At 47.2% G+C, this 17450-nt stretch carries 14 protein-coding genes and 1 pseudogene; 7 read left to right on the top strand and 8 right to left on the bottom strand.

Annotated features, from left to right (window positions below):
• Window positions 1-79 precede the first annotated feature (79 nt).
• Window positions 80-2302 carry a PAS domain S-box protein gene (locus QUB33_RS22435; protein WP_333354457.1) on the bottom strand — a complete coding sequence of 741 codons (2223 nt, stop codon included), beginning with the start codon at window positions 2300-2302 and terminating at the stop codon, window positions 80-82.
• A 413-nt stretch (window positions 2303-2715) separates the two neighbouring features.
• Window positions 2716-4194 (bottom strand): leucyl aminopeptidase, encoded by a 1479-nt coding sequence (locus QUB33_RS22430; protein ID WP_333354454.1) that lies wholly within the window; start codon window positions 4192-4194, stop codon window positions 2716-2718.
• A gap of 337 nt (window positions 4195-4531) precedes the next feature.
• Between QUB33_RS22430 and QUB33_RS22425 the strand changes: the two genes are divergently transcribed.
• Window positions 4532-6733, top strand: a complete 2202-nt coding sequence (locus QUB33_RS22425) for a transglycosylase SLT domain-containing protein (RefSeq protein WP_333354451.1) — start codon at window positions 4532-4534, stop codon at window positions 6731-6733.
• A gap of 300 nt (window positions 6734-7033) precedes the next feature.
• Here the strand turns inward: QUB33_RS22425 and QUB33_RS22420 are convergent, their stop codons facing one another.
• Window positions 7034-7531, bottom strand: a complete 498-nt coding sequence (locus QUB33_RS22420; RefSeq protein ID WP_333354447.1) for a pentapeptide repeat-containing protein — start codon at window positions 7529-7531, stop codon at window positions 7034-7036.
• Window positions 7532-7640: 109 nt separating this feature from the next.
• Between QUB33_RS22420 and QUB33_RS22415 the strand changes: the two genes are divergently transcribed.
• On the top strand, window positions 7641-8009 hold the full coding sequence (locus QUB33_RS22415; RefSeq protein WP_333354444.1) for a phage holin family protein: 369 nt from the start codon (window positions 7641-7643) through the stop codon (window positions 8007-8009).
• Window positions 8010-8013: 4 nt separating this feature from the next.
• Here QUB33_RS22415 and QUB33_RS22410 read toward each other — a convergent pair whose 3' ends face one another.
• The gene (locus QUB33_RS22410; RefSeq protein WP_333354441.1) at window positions 8014-8811 is read right to left on the bottom strand and encodes a cobalamin biosynthesis protein; all 798 of its coding nucleotides are present in this window, start codon (window positions 8809-8811) and stop codon (window positions 8014-8016) included.
• A gap of 119 nt (window positions 8812-8930) precedes the next feature.
• Here QUB33_RS22410 and QUB33_RS22405 point away from each other — a divergent pair, with 119 nt between their 5' ends.
• Entirely contained in the window at window positions 8931-9293 is a 363-nt protein-coding gene (locus QUB33_RS22405) for a hypothetical protein (RefSeq protein ID WP_333354438.1), read from the top strand.
• A gap of 51 nt (window positions 9294-9344) precedes the next feature.
• Here the strand turns inward: QUB33_RS22405 and QUB33_RS22400 are convergent.
• A pseudogene (locus tag QUB33_RS22400) lies at window positions 9345-9587 on the bottom strand (TetR/AcrR family transcriptional regulator); the annotation flags it as partial.
• 75 nt (window positions 9588-9662) lie between these two features.
• Between QUB33_RS22400 and QUB33_RS22395 the strand changes: the two are divergent.
• Window positions 9663-10025, top strand: coding sequence for a hypothetical protein (locus tag QUB33_RS22395; RefSeq protein WP_333354435.1), 363 nt, complete (start codon window positions 9663-9665; stop codon window positions 10023-10025).
• A gap of 8 nt (window positions 10026-10033) precedes the next feature.
• Here QUB33_RS22395 and QUB33_RS22390 read toward each other — a convergent pair whose 3' ends face one another.
• Both QUB33_RS22390 and QUB33_RS22385 read right to left on the bottom strand, forming a co-directional pair.
• Window positions 10034-10555 (bottom strand): GNAT family N-acetyltransferase, encoded by a 522-nt coding sequence (locus QUB33_RS22390; protein WP_333354431.1) that lies wholly within the window; start codon window positions 10553-10555, stop codon window positions 10034-10036.
• A 23-nt stretch (window positions 10556-10578) separates the two neighbouring features.
• Window positions 10579-11196, bottom strand: a complete 618-nt coding sequence (locus QUB33_RS22385) for a helix-turn-helix domain-containing protein (RefSeq protein ID WP_333354428.1) — start codon at window positions 11194-11196, stop codon at window positions 10579-10581.
• Between the two features lie 275 nt (window positions 11197-11471).
• Between QUB33_RS22385 and QUB33_RS22380 the strand changes: the two genes are divergently transcribed.
• The 3 genes from QUB33_RS22380 (at window position 11472) to QUB33_RS22370 (ending at window position 16570) form a co-directional block, all read left to right on the top strand.
• On the top strand, window positions 11472-13067 hold the full coding sequence (locus tag QUB33_RS22380) for a pitrilysin family protein (RefSeq protein WP_333354424.1): 1596 nt from the start codon (window positions 11472-11474) through the stop codon (window positions 13065-13067).
• Window positions 13068-13234: 167 nt separating this feature from the next.
• On the top strand, window positions 13235-14716 hold the full coding sequence (locus QUB33_RS22375) for a pitrilysin family protein (RefSeq protein WP_333354421.1): 1482 nt from the start codon (window positions 13235-13237) through the stop codon (window positions 14714-14716).
• A gap of 600 nt (window positions 14717-15316) precedes the next feature.
• A complete protein-coding gene (locus QUB33_RS22370) occupies window positions 15317-16570 on the top strand; it encodes a geranylgeranyl reductase family protein (protein WP_333354418.1) in 1254 nt (417 codons plus the stop codon).
• A 245-nt stretch (window positions 16571-16815) separates the two neighbouring features.
• Here QUB33_RS22370 and QUB33_RS22365 read toward each other — a convergent pair whose 3' ends face one another.
• Entirely contained in the window at window positions 16816-17355 is a 540-nt protein-coding gene (locus QUB33_RS22365) for a Uma2 family endonuclease (protein WP_333354473.1), read from the bottom strand.
• Window positions 17356-17450: the final 95 nt, after the last annotated feature.

Here is a 17450-nt window from a genome sequence, read left to right as displayed (position 1 = left end):
ATTTTTTTTTACAGCCCAGTTGACAATTTATAGTGAGCGATAACTTCTGCCAAATTCTTGATACTTCCGTTGCACTAATTTATAAAGGAATCTCGATCGCAAATTCCGTACCTTCTCCTACCGTGGAACGGCAGCTCAAGGCTCCGGCGTGTTTTTCCGCCACAATTCGGTAACTGATGGCTAACCCCAAACCAGTGCCTTTTCCCATCGGTTTTGTCGTGAAAAACGGATCGAACAATCGGCTACGCACGTCTTCTGTCATGCCGATCGCATTATCGGCAATGCGGATGCAAATACTATTTTCGTTCAGGGCTTCTGTGCGAATGCTAATAGTGGGTTTCCAATCGTCGCCGCCGGCCGCAGCTCGCCTTTTTTGGTTGCAAGCATCTTCCAAGGCGTCAATACTGTTGCTAAGCAGATTCATAAATACCTGATTGAGCTGACCTGCATAACATTCTATTAAAGGGAGTTGACCGTAATCTTTGATTATTTTTATTTCTGGATAGTCGCCTCTGGCTCGGAGTTTGTTGTGCAATATTAAGAGGGTATTATCTATGCCTTCGTGAAGGTTAGTAAGTTTTTTTACCGAGTCGTCTAAACGCGAGAAGTTTCGCAAACTCAGAACTATTTCGCGAATGCGATCGGCTCCCATTTTCATCGAAGATAATATTTTTAGTAAATCTTCTGTCATAAATTCTAAATCGATATTCTCAATACATTGTTGAATTTCTACCACGGGCTGAGGATAGTGTTTTTGGTAAAGTTCTACAAGCTGCAACAAGTCTCGAATATATTGAGTGGCGTAGGAAATATTGCCGTAGATAAAACTGACAGGGTTATTAATTTCGTGAGCTACTCCAGCTACCATTTGACCGAGACTTGACATTTTTTCGGTATGAATTAGGTGAGCTTGAGTTTCTCGAAGTTCTTTGAGAGCGATTTCTAGCTGCTGGGCTCTGTTGTTGGCGATCGCCTCGGAGAGCCGCAAAGCATCCTCGGCTGCTTTGCGCTCTGTCATGTCAAAAATGGCGCCGTTGAGGGATAAAACTTCACCGTCTGCGTTGAAAAGGGCTTGACCTTTCTCTGCAACCCACCGCACATTTCCGTCGCAGTGAATTAGGCGATATTCGATGATGTAAGGTTGTTTTGTCTTAATAGCCCGATCGATAATTGTCTCGATGTGCTCAGCGTCATCGGGATGAACTATACTCGGAAAAGCCTGCACCGGTTTTTGCATAAAGTTAGCTGCGGGATAGCCAGAAATAGCTTCGATGCCACTGCTGATAAAAGTTAGGCTCGATCGCCCAGCAGCACTGCAACGGTAAACTGCACCGGGAATGCTAGAAACTAATGACCTAAATTCTTCTTCTCTTTCCCGCAAAGCTGCCTCAATCCGCTTGCGCTCGCTAATGTCGCGAGCAAACGCGCACTGATATTCTTTGCCGTTAAATTCCAAATGGTCGATCGTAATTTCTACCGGAAAAATGCGACCGTACTTAGTGATGTGGTGAACTTCAATATTAACCGAACCGCAGCGTTTTAAGACTTTCCAGTGCAAACTCCAAGCAGTTTGGGGAAAATCTGGATTGATGTCGTGCACGGTCATCGAGAGCAATTCTGCTGCAGAATATGCCAATGAAGTGCAAGCAGCGTCGTTGACGTACAAAAATTTACCGTCGGGCCCGATCCAGAATATCGCATCTGCCGATCGGTCGATCGCAAATTGAGTCAGTTGCAACTTTTCCTCAACCCGCTGGCGATCGGCAATTTCTTTTTCTAACTGTTCGTTAAGCGAATTGAGAGCTAAAGTGCGATCGACAATAGTATCTGAAGCGTAAAAATCGATCGATTGTTTTGCCAATTCTCCTTTCTCGATATCATGCTGGTGCTGATTTTCTTCTACCTGTTTTAACGACTGTTGTTGAAATTTTTCTCTTTGATTGAAACCAGACTCGGCAAGTGCTTTTGGCATCAGGGCGAGGGCGATTGCCACTAAAAGCCAAGAAATCAAAGCACTTGTAGCTTTGAGAGTTACCGACAGCCAATATATGGAATGCCAAAATGTCCAAACTTCCGTCAATTTAGCCGCGCCCCAGACAAAAAAAACAACGGCAAACACCCGGAAAATCCTGCGGTGAGAACCTTGGCGGGTAAAATAAACTAAAGATAGGGCGATCGAGCAATAAGCCAGTGCCGTCAGCGAGTCAAAAACAGCGTACAGTCGCAACTCCGGCACCGCATTGCACCCGAGTGCGGAAGATACAGCAAGTGGTGAAAAAAAAATTGTTAATTGTTCTTGCATGAAGTTCAAGAAAAAAATTATCTGTACCAATGCAAATCCGATCAAATCTAATTATTTGATTTTGGCTAGTGAAATATTTACATAATTATATACTTTTTTCATTTTTTCTGAAACCGCTATTTTTTCAGCGAATGTCAAAAATGTCGAGGTTGGGCCCCGGGAACCAAGCTTTATCCCAAGTATGAGGAATGCCGATCGTCACTGCTCGCAACGCTTACGTTCCTCGCAGTGAGGGAATAGATAGGTTCGCCTCCTTATGGCTTATGAAACATTTAAATTTTTAATGATCGTTATTAAGTTTGCTTTTAGATGACTTAAGCTGTGAGCCTGGGGTCTTAAACCCCAGGCTCTCTCATGGACTAGCAGACTTTTAAGGCAGAGAAAATCTCAATTTATGCGCTCGAAATCCACACTTAAGCGCCGCCCAGCGCCCAATGCACCAAAGTCCGAACTCCAAAACCGGTAGCCCCAGGGCCATTGTAGCCATTTTCTTTGTCACTCCAAACCGGGCCGGCAATATCTAAATGCGCCCATGCAGTATCCTTTACAAACTGCTTCAAAAATAGCGCCGCCGTAATGGAACCGCCGGGACGCGGGCCTGTGTTTTTCATGTCGGCGTGCAAGGCTTTCAAACCCTCAAAATATTTTTCTTCCATCGGCATTCGCCAAAATTTTTCGCCTGCCAATTCTGAGGCGGCGACTATTTCGGCGGCGACGCTATCTTGAGGACTCCACAAACCCGCGATATCGTCGCCTAAAGCAATTACGCAGGCCCCGGTTAGAGTTGCTAAATCGACAATCGCGTCAAGTCCTAATTTATCAGCAAATACCAAAGCATCAGCCAAGGTTAAACGGCCTTCAGCGTCGGTATTGTTGACCTCAATTGTTTTGCCGTTGGAAGCTGTAAGGATGTCTCCAGGACGCATGGCGCGGCCGCTGATCATGTTTTCAGTGACGGCGCTGATAAAGTGAACTTCCACATCGGGTTTGATGTGTCCGATCGCCTTTGCCGCTCCCAAAGTAGCAGCAGCGCCGCCCATATCTATTTTCATCATTTCAATGCCGCTGCCCGCACCTTTGATGTTTAAACCCCCAGAATCAAAGGTCAATCCTTTGCCCACAATAGCTATTTTGCGGCGCGGCGTGCCTTCGGGTTTGTAAGTTAAATGGATGAATTTTGGTGGTAAATCAGATGCTAGGGCTACGCCGAGAAAGGCTCCCATCCCTAGTTTTTCACAGTCTTCCCGCTCCAATATTTCTAATTCTAAACCGCATTCGGCAGCCAGACTTTGAGCAGTTTCTGCCATGGTAATCGGGGTGACAAAATTTGCCGGCGCTGCGACTAATTCGCGTGCTAAAATGACTCCGGCAGTGATTTGGCGGGCGCGGGCGATCGCACTTTCGGTACCGGCAAAACCGAGCAAATGAATTTGTTCGAGTTGCGGGCTTTTGTCTTCATGTTCCGATTTGAAACGGTTGTCTTGATTCAAGGAGAGTTCTACACCTTCGGCGATCGCGCTTGCTGTAACATCCGGCGCGTTTTTCCACACCGGAAAGCTAATCCCGAGGGTTTTGCATTTCTCTTTTTTGGCTAACTTGGCGCACACGCCCGCAGCTTGCCGCACGGTGTCTAATTTTAAGTCCTCTGTTTTGCCCAAACCGACGATCGCAATTTTGCGAATGGGATTATTGCCGCCGACGCGGGTGATGGCGCTCGTACCCACTTTGCCCTTAAAATCTACTTCCAGTAGCAGCTCTTTCAAAGTGCCTGCAAGCTTTTCATCTAATTGTGCCAGCTCGCCGGTGAGTTCCAAGCCGTCCTCAAATAGACCAATTGCCAGGGCGTCTCCGGTCCAAACAGAGCGGGGCGTATCGGTGACTAGAAATTCCATGTTTTGATTTACACTTTAGATTTTAGATTTTTGATTGTACTTTGTACTTGGTGGTTTGTGGTTTTTCCTTGGTGCGGGCAAATAGATTGATCGCACAAATTTTCGGCTCCACATCAAAATAAATTCTGCTACTATATCAGCCAAGTCCGCCTGCGATCGGATCTTCCACCAATCTCAATCATCTGTGTGGGGGTCGGCTGTGCGTTTTTGCCCCACTATTAACATTTATTTCTCGTTGAACAGGCATCCTGCCTGTGATGGCGTGGAACACCCATCCTGCCTGTGATGGCTTTTGACAAACGATCGGTTATCTATTGTTATTCTCTTAAATTTTCCCATGCTAAAACGACGCCGGGCCCGATTTTCTGTTTTAATCAGCGTTTCAGTTTGCGTTATTGCGATCGGCTCTTTGGTTGCTGCGATGAAATGGATGGGTTTTGGCTCAGTCCAGAAGGCTCAGCAGCCCCAGAATGCAGCGAATTCCGAATCGCAAGTCAAGATGCTGGTGTCGCTGTCACCGAGCGAGCGATCGGCGAAATTAGTTGAACTCGCAACCAGTCAGTCTGCAAGTACGAACCCGCAGCAGGAAATCTCCCCTCAAAGCCGCGCCCGCTATCTGCTTGCCAGCGATTTAATCCAGCAAGGAAATGCCGCCAAAGCATTAAAGTTATTGGACAAATTAGAGCAAGAATATCCGGTTTTAGCTGCTAACATTGCCCTAAAAAGGGCGCAAGCTTACCAATTAAGTGGCGACAAAGGCAAAGCCCAAAAAGCTTGGCAGGAACTGCTCAAAAACTATCCGAGCGACCCGGTAGCAGCGGAAGCTTTATATGTTTTAGGCAAGTCAAAACCGGAATATTGGCAACAGGCAATTACTGAATTTCCTGGTCATCCCCGCAGCGTAGAAATTGCCCTTCGCAAGTTAAAAGAAAATCCCAATCAGCCGCAGTTGATGCTGCTCGTAGCAAAACACGGTCATTATGTCAAAGATTACGGGACAATTTTGGAACAACTGGTGCAGCGAAACAGCGCCTCTTTGAAACCGGAAGATTGGGAAGAAATTGCCTTTGGCTATTGGGAAAAACAAGATTACGGCAAAGGAGCTATTGCTTACGGGAAAGCTCCCCGCAACGCCAAAAATCTTTACCGAAAAGCTCGCGGTTTGTGGCTCGACGGAAAAATCCCGGAATCGAGAATTGCCTATCAAGAATTAGTGCGCGAGTTTCCCGATGCCGAAGATACTGGTTTGGGTTTAATTCGGCTGTCGCGACTGAGCGAGCCAAAGGATGCGATCGTTTATCTCGATCGAGTTATTAGCAAATTCCCCAATTATGCCCCCGAAGCTTTGTTAGATAAATCCCAACTTCTCGACAAAGCACGCAGCGGTCAATCCGCCTCAGATACCCGGAAGTTGCTCTTGACAAAATACAATAATTCTGATAAAGCAGGCGAATTGCGGTGGACGATCGCCCAGCAGTTTGCCAAAGGCGGAGATTTAAAATCAGCTTGGCAGTGGGCGAGAGAATTAACCACCCACAATCCCGACAGCGAACAAGCTCCAGAAGCAGCATTTTGGGTCGGGAAATGGGCACAGCAACTCGGCCGCGAAGAAGACGCCAAGACGGCGTTTGACTACACGATCTTACGTTATCCCGAATCATATTTTGCGTGGCGATCGGCTGTACTTCTTGGCTGGCCAGTCGGCGACTTTACCACAGTCCGAGATTTGTCTCCCAATGTAGTCCGACCGCCTCAGCGCCCCGAACCAACTGCGGGTTCTCCTGCGTTGAAAGAACTCTATCAATTAGGTCAAGATAGAGATGCTTGGACGCTGTGGCAAGTAGAATTTATCGACCGCGTAGAACCAAGTATTGCGGAACAGTTTACTGACGGTTTAATGCGAGTAGCAGTTGGAGACAATTTAGACGGTTTGTGGATGGTTGGTAGTTTAGGGCAGCGCGATAAACCAGATGATAGAACCCAATACCTCGAACTCAGACAGCAACCGATTTATTGGCAAGCACTTTATCCTTTTCCTTACTTAGAAACCATTGTCAAGTGGTCGCAAGAACGCAAAATAAATCCTGTATTAGTAACAGCATTAATCCGGCAAGAATCGCGGTTTATGCCCGCAATCAAATCCTCAGTTGGCGCCACCGGTCTAATGCAAGTAATGCCGGAAACAGCAGCTTGGGTTGCCGCTCAAATCAGCCTCAAAAAGTATTCATTGGAGAATGTGGACGACAACGTTAAACTCGGTACGTGGTATTTGGATCACACTCACGACGAGTACAAGAATAACTCGATGTTAGCTGTGGCGAGTTATAATGCCGGGCCAAATGCAGTATCAGATTGGTTGAAGAGGTTTAATTTTAATGACCCGGATGCTTTTGCGGAAAAGATTCCGTTTCCTGAAACGAAAGGATACGTGAAATCGGTGTTTGAGAATTACTGGAATTATCTGCGGATTTACAATCCAGAAGTTAATCAATTAATGAGTGAGCATTATGCGGCTGCTCAGAAAAAAGCCAAGCCTTAGTAAATTTGGTTTAGGCTGTCAGAAGACTGAGAGCCCGTTCCACAAACAAATTTATTTGTTGTATTTATTGATTGTGGGGTGGGCTTCTAGCCCGGAACAGGCAAGATGCCCGTTCCACAAACAAATTTATTTGTTGTATTTATTGATTGTGGGGTGGGCTTCTAGCCCGCCCTAAACGGACTCTCGGGCCTGTTCCACAAACAAATTTATTTTGTGTATTGATTTTGTGGGGTGGGCTTCTAGCCCGGAACAGGCAAGATGCCCGTTCCACAAATTGAAATTATGGAATTATAAAATAAATCAGCGACATCCCAAGGAATCACGAGTAGAAATCCCTGTTTGAGAATTAATACCGCTGGCTTTTGTGCACAATTCTTTAACTTGTGAGCCGTCCATAATTGCGTCGGTAAAGTCAGCGCCGGTGATATCAACTCCGTCAAAAGTAGAACGCAGCAAAATTGTTTCCGCTAAAATTGCATCACTTAAATCGGCATTAGTAAATTTAACTTGATCTATCATGGCATTAGTTAAATTGGCGCCGTGCAAATTCGCCTGAGTCATCACCGAAGCGCTCATAATTGCTCCCCGCAAATCGGCATTAGAAAAATTAGTCAAGTCCATATTAGCGTTAGAAAACTCGGCAGAGCGCAGCATTTGACCGGAAAAATCGCGTCTTGTCAGTTCGGCGTTGCTAAAGGACAACGGCGGAGCGTAATATTTAGATTGAGCCTGGGCTGGCTGCGGCAGGATGAAGATAGTTAGCGCCAAAAGGAATGCAGCTAGTTGCCGGAGTTTCATAAGTCTGATATTCTCGCAAGGTGGGTATTTCGTAGTGTATCCCGAACTTTGGTCGATCGACTAAACCGCTACAATCTTAATTAATAGTGATGGAGATGGAAAAAAAGATATGCTAAGTTTTTTCTTAACTTGGATAGTAGCAGCGGTGTCGCTGATCATTACCGCTAACATTGTACCAGGTATGGCGGTGGTTAGCTTTCCGGCGGCGATGCTGGCTGCTTTTGTTATCGGATTGGTGAACGCGGTTGTCAAACCGATTATTACATTGCTGACGCTGCCTTTGACCATTATTACTTTAGGTTTGTTTTTATTTGTTGTGAATGCAATTTCGCTTTCCCTGGCTTCCTGGTTAGCGGGTGCGTTCAATATCGGCTTTACGGTTGACGGTTTTTGGCCGGCTTTGTGTGGTTCCATAGTGTTGTCATTCGTTTCTGGGTTGATTGGTCGATTTGTGAATGCCAATACTTTGTCTCAGTAATACATTATCCCAGATACTCGATCGGGGAAACTGCAACCGCTACTGTTACGGCAGAACCTACCCTAACCCCTCCTTGTGAAAGGGGGGGATTTTTGCTGCGAAAGATTTGTTTAGGGACTAAAAGCCTTTTACGGGCGGGCAGGATGTCCACCCCACAAGCAGATTCACTTTTTGTGGAACAGGCATCTTGCCTGTTGTTGAGAATGGTACAAGATATCAGTTCGATCGCACAAAGTGCTGCGGCTTCTGCTACGCTGGGCGTCCCGACTTCTTTGACTACAATATTTGAAGGGTTGGGGACTTCTACGGAACTTAAAATGTCAGCAGCAAAGGTTTTTAACGGCCAGTTTCGCGCTTGACAAAGTTCTAGCAAGCCGACTTCACCTGCTTTAGTGTCGATTGTAGCAATACCTGCGATCGCACTTTCCGCTAAATGATTAGCGCGACATACTTGTTTAATCGCTATTTCGATTGATTCTCGCCCTGTTCCGCGTTCACAACCTATCCCTATCCACAACACTCTTGGATGCCACTGAACCTTTGGCAAAGCAGATTCCGGCGAAAATCTTCTCTGCGTAAAACTAATCCAAATTCTGGCTTTGATAGTTGAGATATTTCCCCCCTCCCAATACAAAGAATGTTTTTCTGGCAGACTGTTTTGCCACAAAGTCGAACCAACTTCTTGAATTACTTCGACAGTTTCCCCTCTAGCAAGAGCCCTCGCCACTCCTGTCCAGTCCCCTTCGCCGCGCCTCCAACCGCTGGGAATGTCTAGCATATCTAAAGTAAATTCATCGCTCATTATTCAGTTATCTATTATGTAGTTTCACTGCGACCGCAATCTGTCAAAAAATTAACACTCTGTTTATTTGAATTTATGGTAGAATTGTAGCAGAAACTACAAAAAGTCAAACATTTAAGATGGTAGAACTAAATCAGTTAGTGTTAGAGCTTGAAAGCAACCTCAAATCGGAAGGAGTGAAAAAAGAATGGCAAGAGCGCCGATCAAGTTGGGTGAGCGATGTGGCAGCATCCGTTAACCTAACATATCTATCAGAATTGCTAGTTGAATGGCAATCTAACTTGCAGGGTAAATCGGTTGATATTCAGTGGGAAGAGCGTCGCAACCGTTGGGTAGAAGAATGTCTGGCAGCCTCGATTGTGCAAGAAGTATCAAGTTTATTGCTCGAACTAGAAACCAATATAAATTCGGAAGCTATGGCTGATGAATGGCAGCAGAATCGCGATAAATGGGTACAGCAAATGCACAAGTTTAACGAGTAGTTTCGAGGAGTCAGAGCCTGTAGATATTGCGTTTTCAGGCTCTAAAATTTCCTAATAACTAATGACTAATTCTTCCTCTTTCTGCCAAACCCCATTCAGAAAAATATCAGCGAGTTCTTCAGCCATTTCCTGCATTGGCTGCCGAGAAGCATTCGGCTCCATAATCGTATTTTGACTGAAGGGCACGACTGCAAACATTCCCAAAAATACCTGAGCGACAATCTTCCGATTCATCTTTGGATAAACTTGTTTTTCCATCGCCGTTTATAAACAAGCCTCAGCCACATCGCTCATTATAAAAAACCAACAGTTTAAATCAATAAAATTTGTACCATTATAGCACAAACTACAAACAATAAAAAACTTGATATGGTAGAACTAAACCAATTACTGTTAGAGTTTCAAGCCCACCTAAACGGGGACGCAGTGACGGAAGAATGGAAAGAACGTCGCAACTGTTGGATGAGCGAGGTGTCAGCAGCAATTGACGAAAACCACCTAGCCAAATTGCTAGTTGAATTAGAAGCAAATTTTCAGCGGGAAGCGGTACAAAGCCTCTGGAAAATGCTCCGTGAAAGTTGGCTAGAAGAATGTCATATAGCATCGACGCTGGAAGAAGTATCAAGTCTATTGCTGGAACTTGAAAGCAATACAACTTGGGAAGTAGTGACGGATGAATGGCAGGAAAACCGTGAAAATTGGGTACAGCAAATGTACGAATTTATAGAGTAATAATTCACTTAGTCAAAATCAACTTTCATGGTGAATGATGTCCCTCCTGTGCGGTTGATTGTCTCGCTTCCGTCAATTACTTTAAATCCCGATCGCTCGTACAAACTCAGGGCCCGATTCGAGCTTCTGACACTCAGGGATACCGATCGATAAGAGACTTGTGCTGCTGACAACAAACGATCCAGCAACTGCGTTCCTACACCCTGATTTGTATATTCTGGAAGAACGGCGATCGCCAATTCCGGGATAGTATCGTCAACCCAGCCAAACCCCTTGTCATCCTCTGTAAACAAACGCAGCCAGGCGGCTCCTACTGGCTGGTTCCCGTTCAATTCGATTGCTGCGAAGCCCAAATCGTTTGCACGTCCCCAATTCTTGACATATTTCGCAATTAAAGGATGATTGACAACCGCTTGCACCGTTGATTCGCCTTCTTCGGCTATGTGCGCTGCTTCATACAGCATTTGCCACAGAAAAGGCTCGTCTTCCTGGGTTAGCGGCCGAATAGAATAGTGCAAAATTTGACCCATAACATCTTTTCCTGTTGCCCTAATTATTCATCTTTCAGCAAAACCCCATTCAGAAAAATATCTGCGAGTCCTTCGGCCATTTCCTGCATTTCCTGCGGAGAAGCATTCGGCTCCATAATCGTATTTTGACTGAAGCCCGCGACTGCAAACATTCCCAAAAATACCTGAGCGACAATCTTCGGATTCATCTGCCGATAAACTCCTTTTTCCATCGCCGTTTCAAAAAAAGCCTCAGCCACATCGCTCATTTTTCCGATGACTTCCAACTGAATTCTGTCGCGCAAATCCGGATGAAATTGCGCCTCCAAAAAACACACCCGCATCATGTCGCTATTCTCGCGGATATTCAGCATCCGCCGCCGCATCACCTGAGCCACTGCTTTGTAACTGCCCATCTCGCTTAATTCCGTCAGCAAATCCGTCAGCAACTCCACCCATCCTTCCGTCGCCACCTCAATCAAAATGGCTTTTTTATTGTCAAAATGCCGAAATAGCGTACCCTCCGCCACCCCCGCCGCCGCTGCTAAATCGCGAGTTGTCGTGCCGTCGTATCCGCTGCGGGCAAACAACCGCTGAGCGGCTTGTAAAATCCGCTTCTTGGTTTCTGTTTCAGAAGGAGGAGACTGATTAAAAATTCGCATGGCTTTGCAATCGGTAATTTCCGACTTGGAACTACGGGTTCGGGACTGAAGGGCTAAATAATGTTAAGTTTTAAGTTGTGCGCGGCTTTGATCCCAAACTTAAAACTCCTCGCTCAACTCCAGACCCTTTTTGAGATTTGCTGTATCAGCGTAACATCTGCCGCGCAACAGATCGCTTATGCCTCTAAAAATCTTTATCCTTAGAAAAGAATCTCTGGCCGCCGAGCACAAACATTTTTTTGTTTGACAATCCCAAATCCATAATCGCAAATCGAATGACCCCGCAGTTCCAAAAACCCCGTGAAGCGAAGCTATCCCGTAGGGAATCGCCCGATCGCCAAACTCGATTCATAGCCTCCCTGCTGGCCGCTGTACTGCTGTGGTGGGGAATTTCTCCCGAAACCGCCCTCGCCCGCCCCAACCCCGCTAGTGGCTCCCAAGCAGTCTCTGTTCAACCGTCGCTCGATCGAGTCATCAGCCAAGTCAGCGAATTTAAGCTCGACAACGGCATGAAATTCATCGTACTCGAAAGGCCCAGAGCGCCCGTAGCATCGTTTCTGATTCACGCCGATGTCGGCGGCGCAAACGAACCCGACGGCCAAACAGGAGTCGCTCACTATCTCGAACATTTAGCCTTCAAAGGCACGCCAAAAATCGGCACTACCGACTACCAAGCCGAAAAGCCGCTGCTAGAAAAACAAGACCAACTCTTCGAGCAAATGCAAGCAGCCAAGGCCAGCGGCAAAACTGAAGAAGTCGCCAAATTAAAAGCAGAATTTGACAAAATTGAAGCCGAAGCTTCGCAATTTGTCAAGCGCAACGAACTCGGCAAAATAGTCGAACAAGCAGGCGGAGTCGGACTAAATGCCGCTACCTCCACCGACGCCACAATGTATTTTTACAGCCTTCCAGCTAATAAGTTAGAAATGTGGATGTCGCTGGAATCCGAGCGATTTCTAGAACCAGTATTTCGGGAATTTTACAAAGAAAAACAGGTAATTTTAGAAGAGCGCAGGCTGCGAACCGAGAATTCTCCGATCGGACAAATGGTTGAAGTTTTTGCCAACAAAGCTTTCTCTGCTCATCCCTACCGCCGCCCTGTAATTGGCTCCACTGAAGACATTCAAAACCTCAGCCGCAGCGACGTGCAGAAGTTTTTCGAGACTCACTACGTCCCCAGCAAACTGACTGTTGCGGTGGTAGGAGACGTGAAAGCTTCGGAGGTGAAGCGACTCGCTCAAATTTATTTCGGCCGTTACAAGGCGAAACCAGCGCCTCCAGAATTGCAGATTGTCGAACCTCCCCAAACGCAAACTCAAGAAGTCACGCTGCAATTAAAAACTCAACCTTGGCATTTGGAAGGATACCACAAACCGGCGATGAATCATCCCGACAATGCGATTTATGAAATGATTGGTTCTTTGCTCAGCGATGGCCGCACTTCTCGGCTTTACAAATCTTTGGTAGAAGAGCAGCAATTGGCGCTGGTGGCTCAAGGTTCCAGCGGTTATCCAGGGGAAAAGTATCCGAATTTGATGTTATTTTACGCTCAAACTGCTCCGGGCCGCACGGTTGATGAAGTAGCCTCGGCTTTGAGCAAGGAAATTGAGCGCCTGAAAACTGAGCCGGTTTCTGCTTTGGAATTGGATCGGGTGAAAACTCAGGCGAGAGCCGGTTTGTTGCGATCGCTCAATTCTAATATGGGCATGGCATTTGCGCTGGTGGACTATCAAGTAAACACCGGTTCGTGGCGAAATTTGTTCAAGGAATTAGATGCGATTGCGGCTGTTACTCCCGCTGACATTCAGCGTGTCGCTCAGGCAACTTTCCGCCCGGAAAATCGCACGATTGGTAAGCTTTTGTCACTGTAAGAAGTCAGTTGTCAGTTGTCAGTTGGCTGTTGACTGTTGTCAGTTGTCAGTTGTCAGTTGCGTTGCCCTGAGCGTAGTCGAAGGGTCAGTTGTCAGTTGTGAGCCAACAGCAAACAGCGAACAGTCAACAGTCAACATTTGTCAGAATGTATAACTTAGGAGAAAGAATGAAAAGGACTAAATTGAGACTGAAAAAAGTAAAGTTATTTCTGCTGTCGCTTTGCTTTTTTACTGTTTCACTGGGCACGTTTAATTTGTTACCTTCCTTTGCAGCGGCACCGAAACACTACGACGAATTAACATTCCCGGCGGTGCCAGAAATTAAACTGCCTAAATATACTCGCTTCGAGCTGAAAAATGGTATCCGGGTGTATCTGATGGAAGACCGGGAGCTCCCGTTAGTCGGGGGAACGGCGCTATTTCGCACGGGCGAGCGCTTTGAACCTGCCGATAAAATCGGACTGGGAAGTTTGACGGGAGAAGTGATGCGAACTGGCGGCACGAGCCGACATACGGCTGATGAACTAAATCAGTTGCTAGAACAGCGAGCAGCTTCGGTAGAAACGGGGATTGATGTTAGTTCTGGCACTGCTAATTTTAGTGCTTTAGCTGAAGATTTGGAACCCGTATTTGACCTATTTTCGGAAGTGATTCGGGAACCAATATTTGCTAAGGAAAAGTTAGATTTAGCGAAGAATCAAACTCAAGGTGCGATCGCCCGCCGCAATGACGATCCTAACGAGATTACCGGCCGCGAGTTTGAAAAGTTAATTTATGGCGATCGCAGTCCTTACGCGCGCACGGTAGAATACAAAACCCTCGCCAATATTTCCCGCGACGATGTGGTGAGTTTCTACCAGAAATATTTCCACCCCAAGAATATGATTTTGGGTATTTCTGGCGACTTTGATACAGCTAAAATGCGATCGCTCGTCGAGCAAAAATTTGGCAACTGGCAACCGACTCAAAAAGCAGAAGTGCCTGCGCTACCAAGGGTATCGCCAGCAAATGGGGGCGGCATATTTTTGGTAAATCAGCCGCAATTAAGTCAAAGTTACGTGCAAATGGGACATTTGGGCGGAATGCTCAGCAGTCCAGATTACGGTGCTTTGGACGTGATGAATGGGGTTCTCAACGGTTTCGGCGGCCGTTTGTTTAATAATGTGCGATCGCGCCAAGGCTTAGCTTATTCAGTATACGCGGCGTGGAGTCCGAGATATGACTATCCGGGGGTGTTTTTCGCTGGGGGCCAAACGCGATCGGACGCAACAGTACCGTTTATCCAGGCAATTCGCGCGGAGATCGATCGTATCCGCACCGAACCAATTACCCCGGAAGAATTAGCTTTTGCTAAAGATTCCACCCTGAATTCTTTCATCTTCAAATTTGAAAATCCCAGTCAAACTTTGTCGCGATTAATCCGCTACGAATACTACGGTTATCCCGAAGATTTCATTTTTCGCTACCGCCGCAGCATCGAAGCAGCAACAATTGCTGATGTGCAGCGCGTAGCTAAGACTTACTTGAAACCCGAGAATCTGGTAACATTAGTAGTGGGAAATACCGCAGCAATTCAACCGCCGTTATCGAGTTTGGGAACTTCGGTAAAAGTGCAATCTGTTGATATCACAATTCCCCCAGCAACTTAATTTATTTACTCGTCTACTCGTCGTTACCAGGCTCTGCCTGGTAACGCAGCTCCGGAGGCTCTGCCTCCATTTTCGGAAGTATTTTGTAGGGTGCGTCGCTGCTGAAACTTCGCTCTTTCTTTGTGAATTTTCTTTCTTCGACGCACCTGACTATTGTGTGGTGCGTCGCTGTGAGATTGTCGCTCTTTCTTTGTAAATTTTCTTTCTTCGACGCACCCTACGGCTAACTACTGCCAAAAGTCCACAACGCTCGGTTCCAACACACCCGGTGCCCCGCAATGGATGTGAAATGCGGTCACATTGGCCGCATCAACGCCCGACACTTGGAACTCAAAATTGCCGGAACTTAGATGGCGCGGGAACCGTAGCTTACCATAGGCTATGGATTGCACCTTGAGTTCTGGATCGGCTTCTTGGGCGGGATGTAATTTACTCTCCGCAGAGATGCTCCCAATGCACTGACCAAGACACCAATCAGAAATTTCATATTGCACTCCCTGATGAAGTTGACTAACTCTCCCAGTATGGAAACGGAATTCAGCGAAATCATTGGCAGTTTCTGATTAAATGTTACTGACTCAGAAGCATAGGAAAGATCGAATGACCCATTATGACTTGATTGTGTGTGGTGCGGGCCCAGCGGGGACGGTGGCAGCGGCAACGGCTGCCCAGCGGGGGTTGAAAGTTGCTTTGCTAGAAAAATATTCCTTGCCTCGCCATAAACCCTGCGGTGGGGGAACCCCGGTTGCCATCCACCAAGTCCTCCAGGATCTGGTTCCTGATGCAGTGGTGGAATGCAATGTGCGGTATATGCGGCATACCTGGCAGTTTGGCGATCCCTACCTGGGGGCGATGAATCTGCCCGATAGCGATGACCACTATTCTCTCTGGATGGTGCAGCGGACTCTGTTTGACCGAGCTTTGGCTCTTCGGGCTGTTCAGGCAGGGGTAGAACTGCGGGATGGGTTAGCGGTGCGATCTCTGGAACTGGAATCAAGCCGGGTAACGGTGCGGGCAAAGGCCATGAAAGCCAATGGGGATTCCGGTCAAGGAGGGGAGTTTGTGGCAACGGCCGGCCAGGTGATTGGGGCAGATGGCGCGAATGGAATTGTGGCTAAGGTTGCCAAGTTGCGACAGAATCCGGTGATCGCCCTGGGCATGGAAATCGAACTCCCCCACGCATGGGATGCCAACCACCCCATTCTCAAGCCCGACACGATCCATGTGGAATATGGTGCCATTCCCCGTGGCTATGCCTGGATTTTCCCAAAAGCCAATCACCTCAATATTGGCGCAGGCGTGTTCCATTCCCGCTATCGGGATGCCCGCCAGGATCCCAAGGCCCGTGGGGAAATTCAGCGCACGATTTTTGAATATATGGATCATTTGCAAATTCCCTACCAACGAGAAGCCTTGAAGTTTTATGCCCATCCCTTGCCCATCTGGAATGGCCGAGAACCCTTGCATACGACCGATGGACGACTATTGCTAGCGGGTGATGCGGCGGGGTTGATTAACCCGGTGTTTGGGGATGGCATCCTCCATGCGGTCAGAAGTGGCGTGATTGCGGGCAACTGTGTGGCCGAAGGGAAGGTGCACCAATATAGCGATCGCATCCATGCTGAGTTTGCCACCAACTTCGACGCCGCCCGTCAGCTCGCCTTTATGTTCTATCGCTTTCCCAAACTTTGCTCTAAATATGGTGTCAAACATCCCAAAGGCACCCGACTCGTCACCCGACTCTTGAGTGGCGATCTGGAATTCACCGGCATCCTAGGACGAAGCATCCGGCGGATTGGCATGGGTTTGGTTCAAGATCTATTCAGACCATCGACTGAAAATTCGGTCCTTTAGAATTCTTTTGAGAAAATCACTGGTCGATTCGATGGAATCAGGTTAACTTATGAATTACAAAGGAAGCTATACAGAAACTTTCGACCTATCCACCCCAATCAGGGAGCTATACAGAAAGTTTCAGCCTATCTACCCAAATCACGGAGCTATACAGAAAGTTTCTGTATAGCTTCCCAAATCAGGGAGCTATACAGAAAGTTCGATCGCGACGCACCCTACGGCTAACTAACGAACATCCCGCCCGTTCAAGCCAGCCGATCGGGATCGACACCCAACTCCCGCAACTTTGCCGCCAATACATCCGCCCGCTGGCGTTCCTGTTGAGCCCGCAGCCGTTCCTGCTGGGCCTGTTCCGAACTCCACAGCAGCAAATTTCCCTGCGAATCCCACCAGCGCAGCCAGTTAATAGTTTGGCCCAGACGTTCCCCCGACCAAATCCCCAGCCACAAATCCAACTCTGGAATCCGCACCCGTCCCTCAACATCAGCAGCCTGCGTTTCATAGGCTCCATTTTGCAGATACCGCACTTCCAGCTTGGGCTCGTAGGGGTCGTAGGTGACGTAGGTGGGCACTTGCAGAATCTGTTCGTAGAAGTAGAGCTTGCCGTAGGGAGGAGTCGATCGCACAGACAATTCGCTGTAATCTTCATTAGACAAAAACTCCATCACCACCGATACCGGCGCACCCTCCAAATTCGGCGTATAGCTGCGGCGAATCGTCCCCTCAGCAACTGGATGCACTTGCGGCACGAAAAACCAATCCGGTGCTGGCTCTCCTGAGTTTATGGTGTAAAATGTACCTAGTAATACATTTACCGTTATGAGCTTCCATTTAGACTATCTATTAGCCTTGCCTGGAGTCAGGGTTGAAACTTGTACTC

Origin of the sequence: Microcoleus sp. B3-A4 (genome assembly GCF_036705385.1) — a bacterium.
In the GTDB taxonomy this organism is placed as follows: Bacteria; Cyanobacteriota; Cyanobacteriia; order Cyanobacteriales; family Microcoleaceae; genus Microcoleus.
The sequence above is the reverse complement of the archived record's forward strand: the minus strand, read 5'-3'. Positions and strand labels throughout refer to the sequence as shown.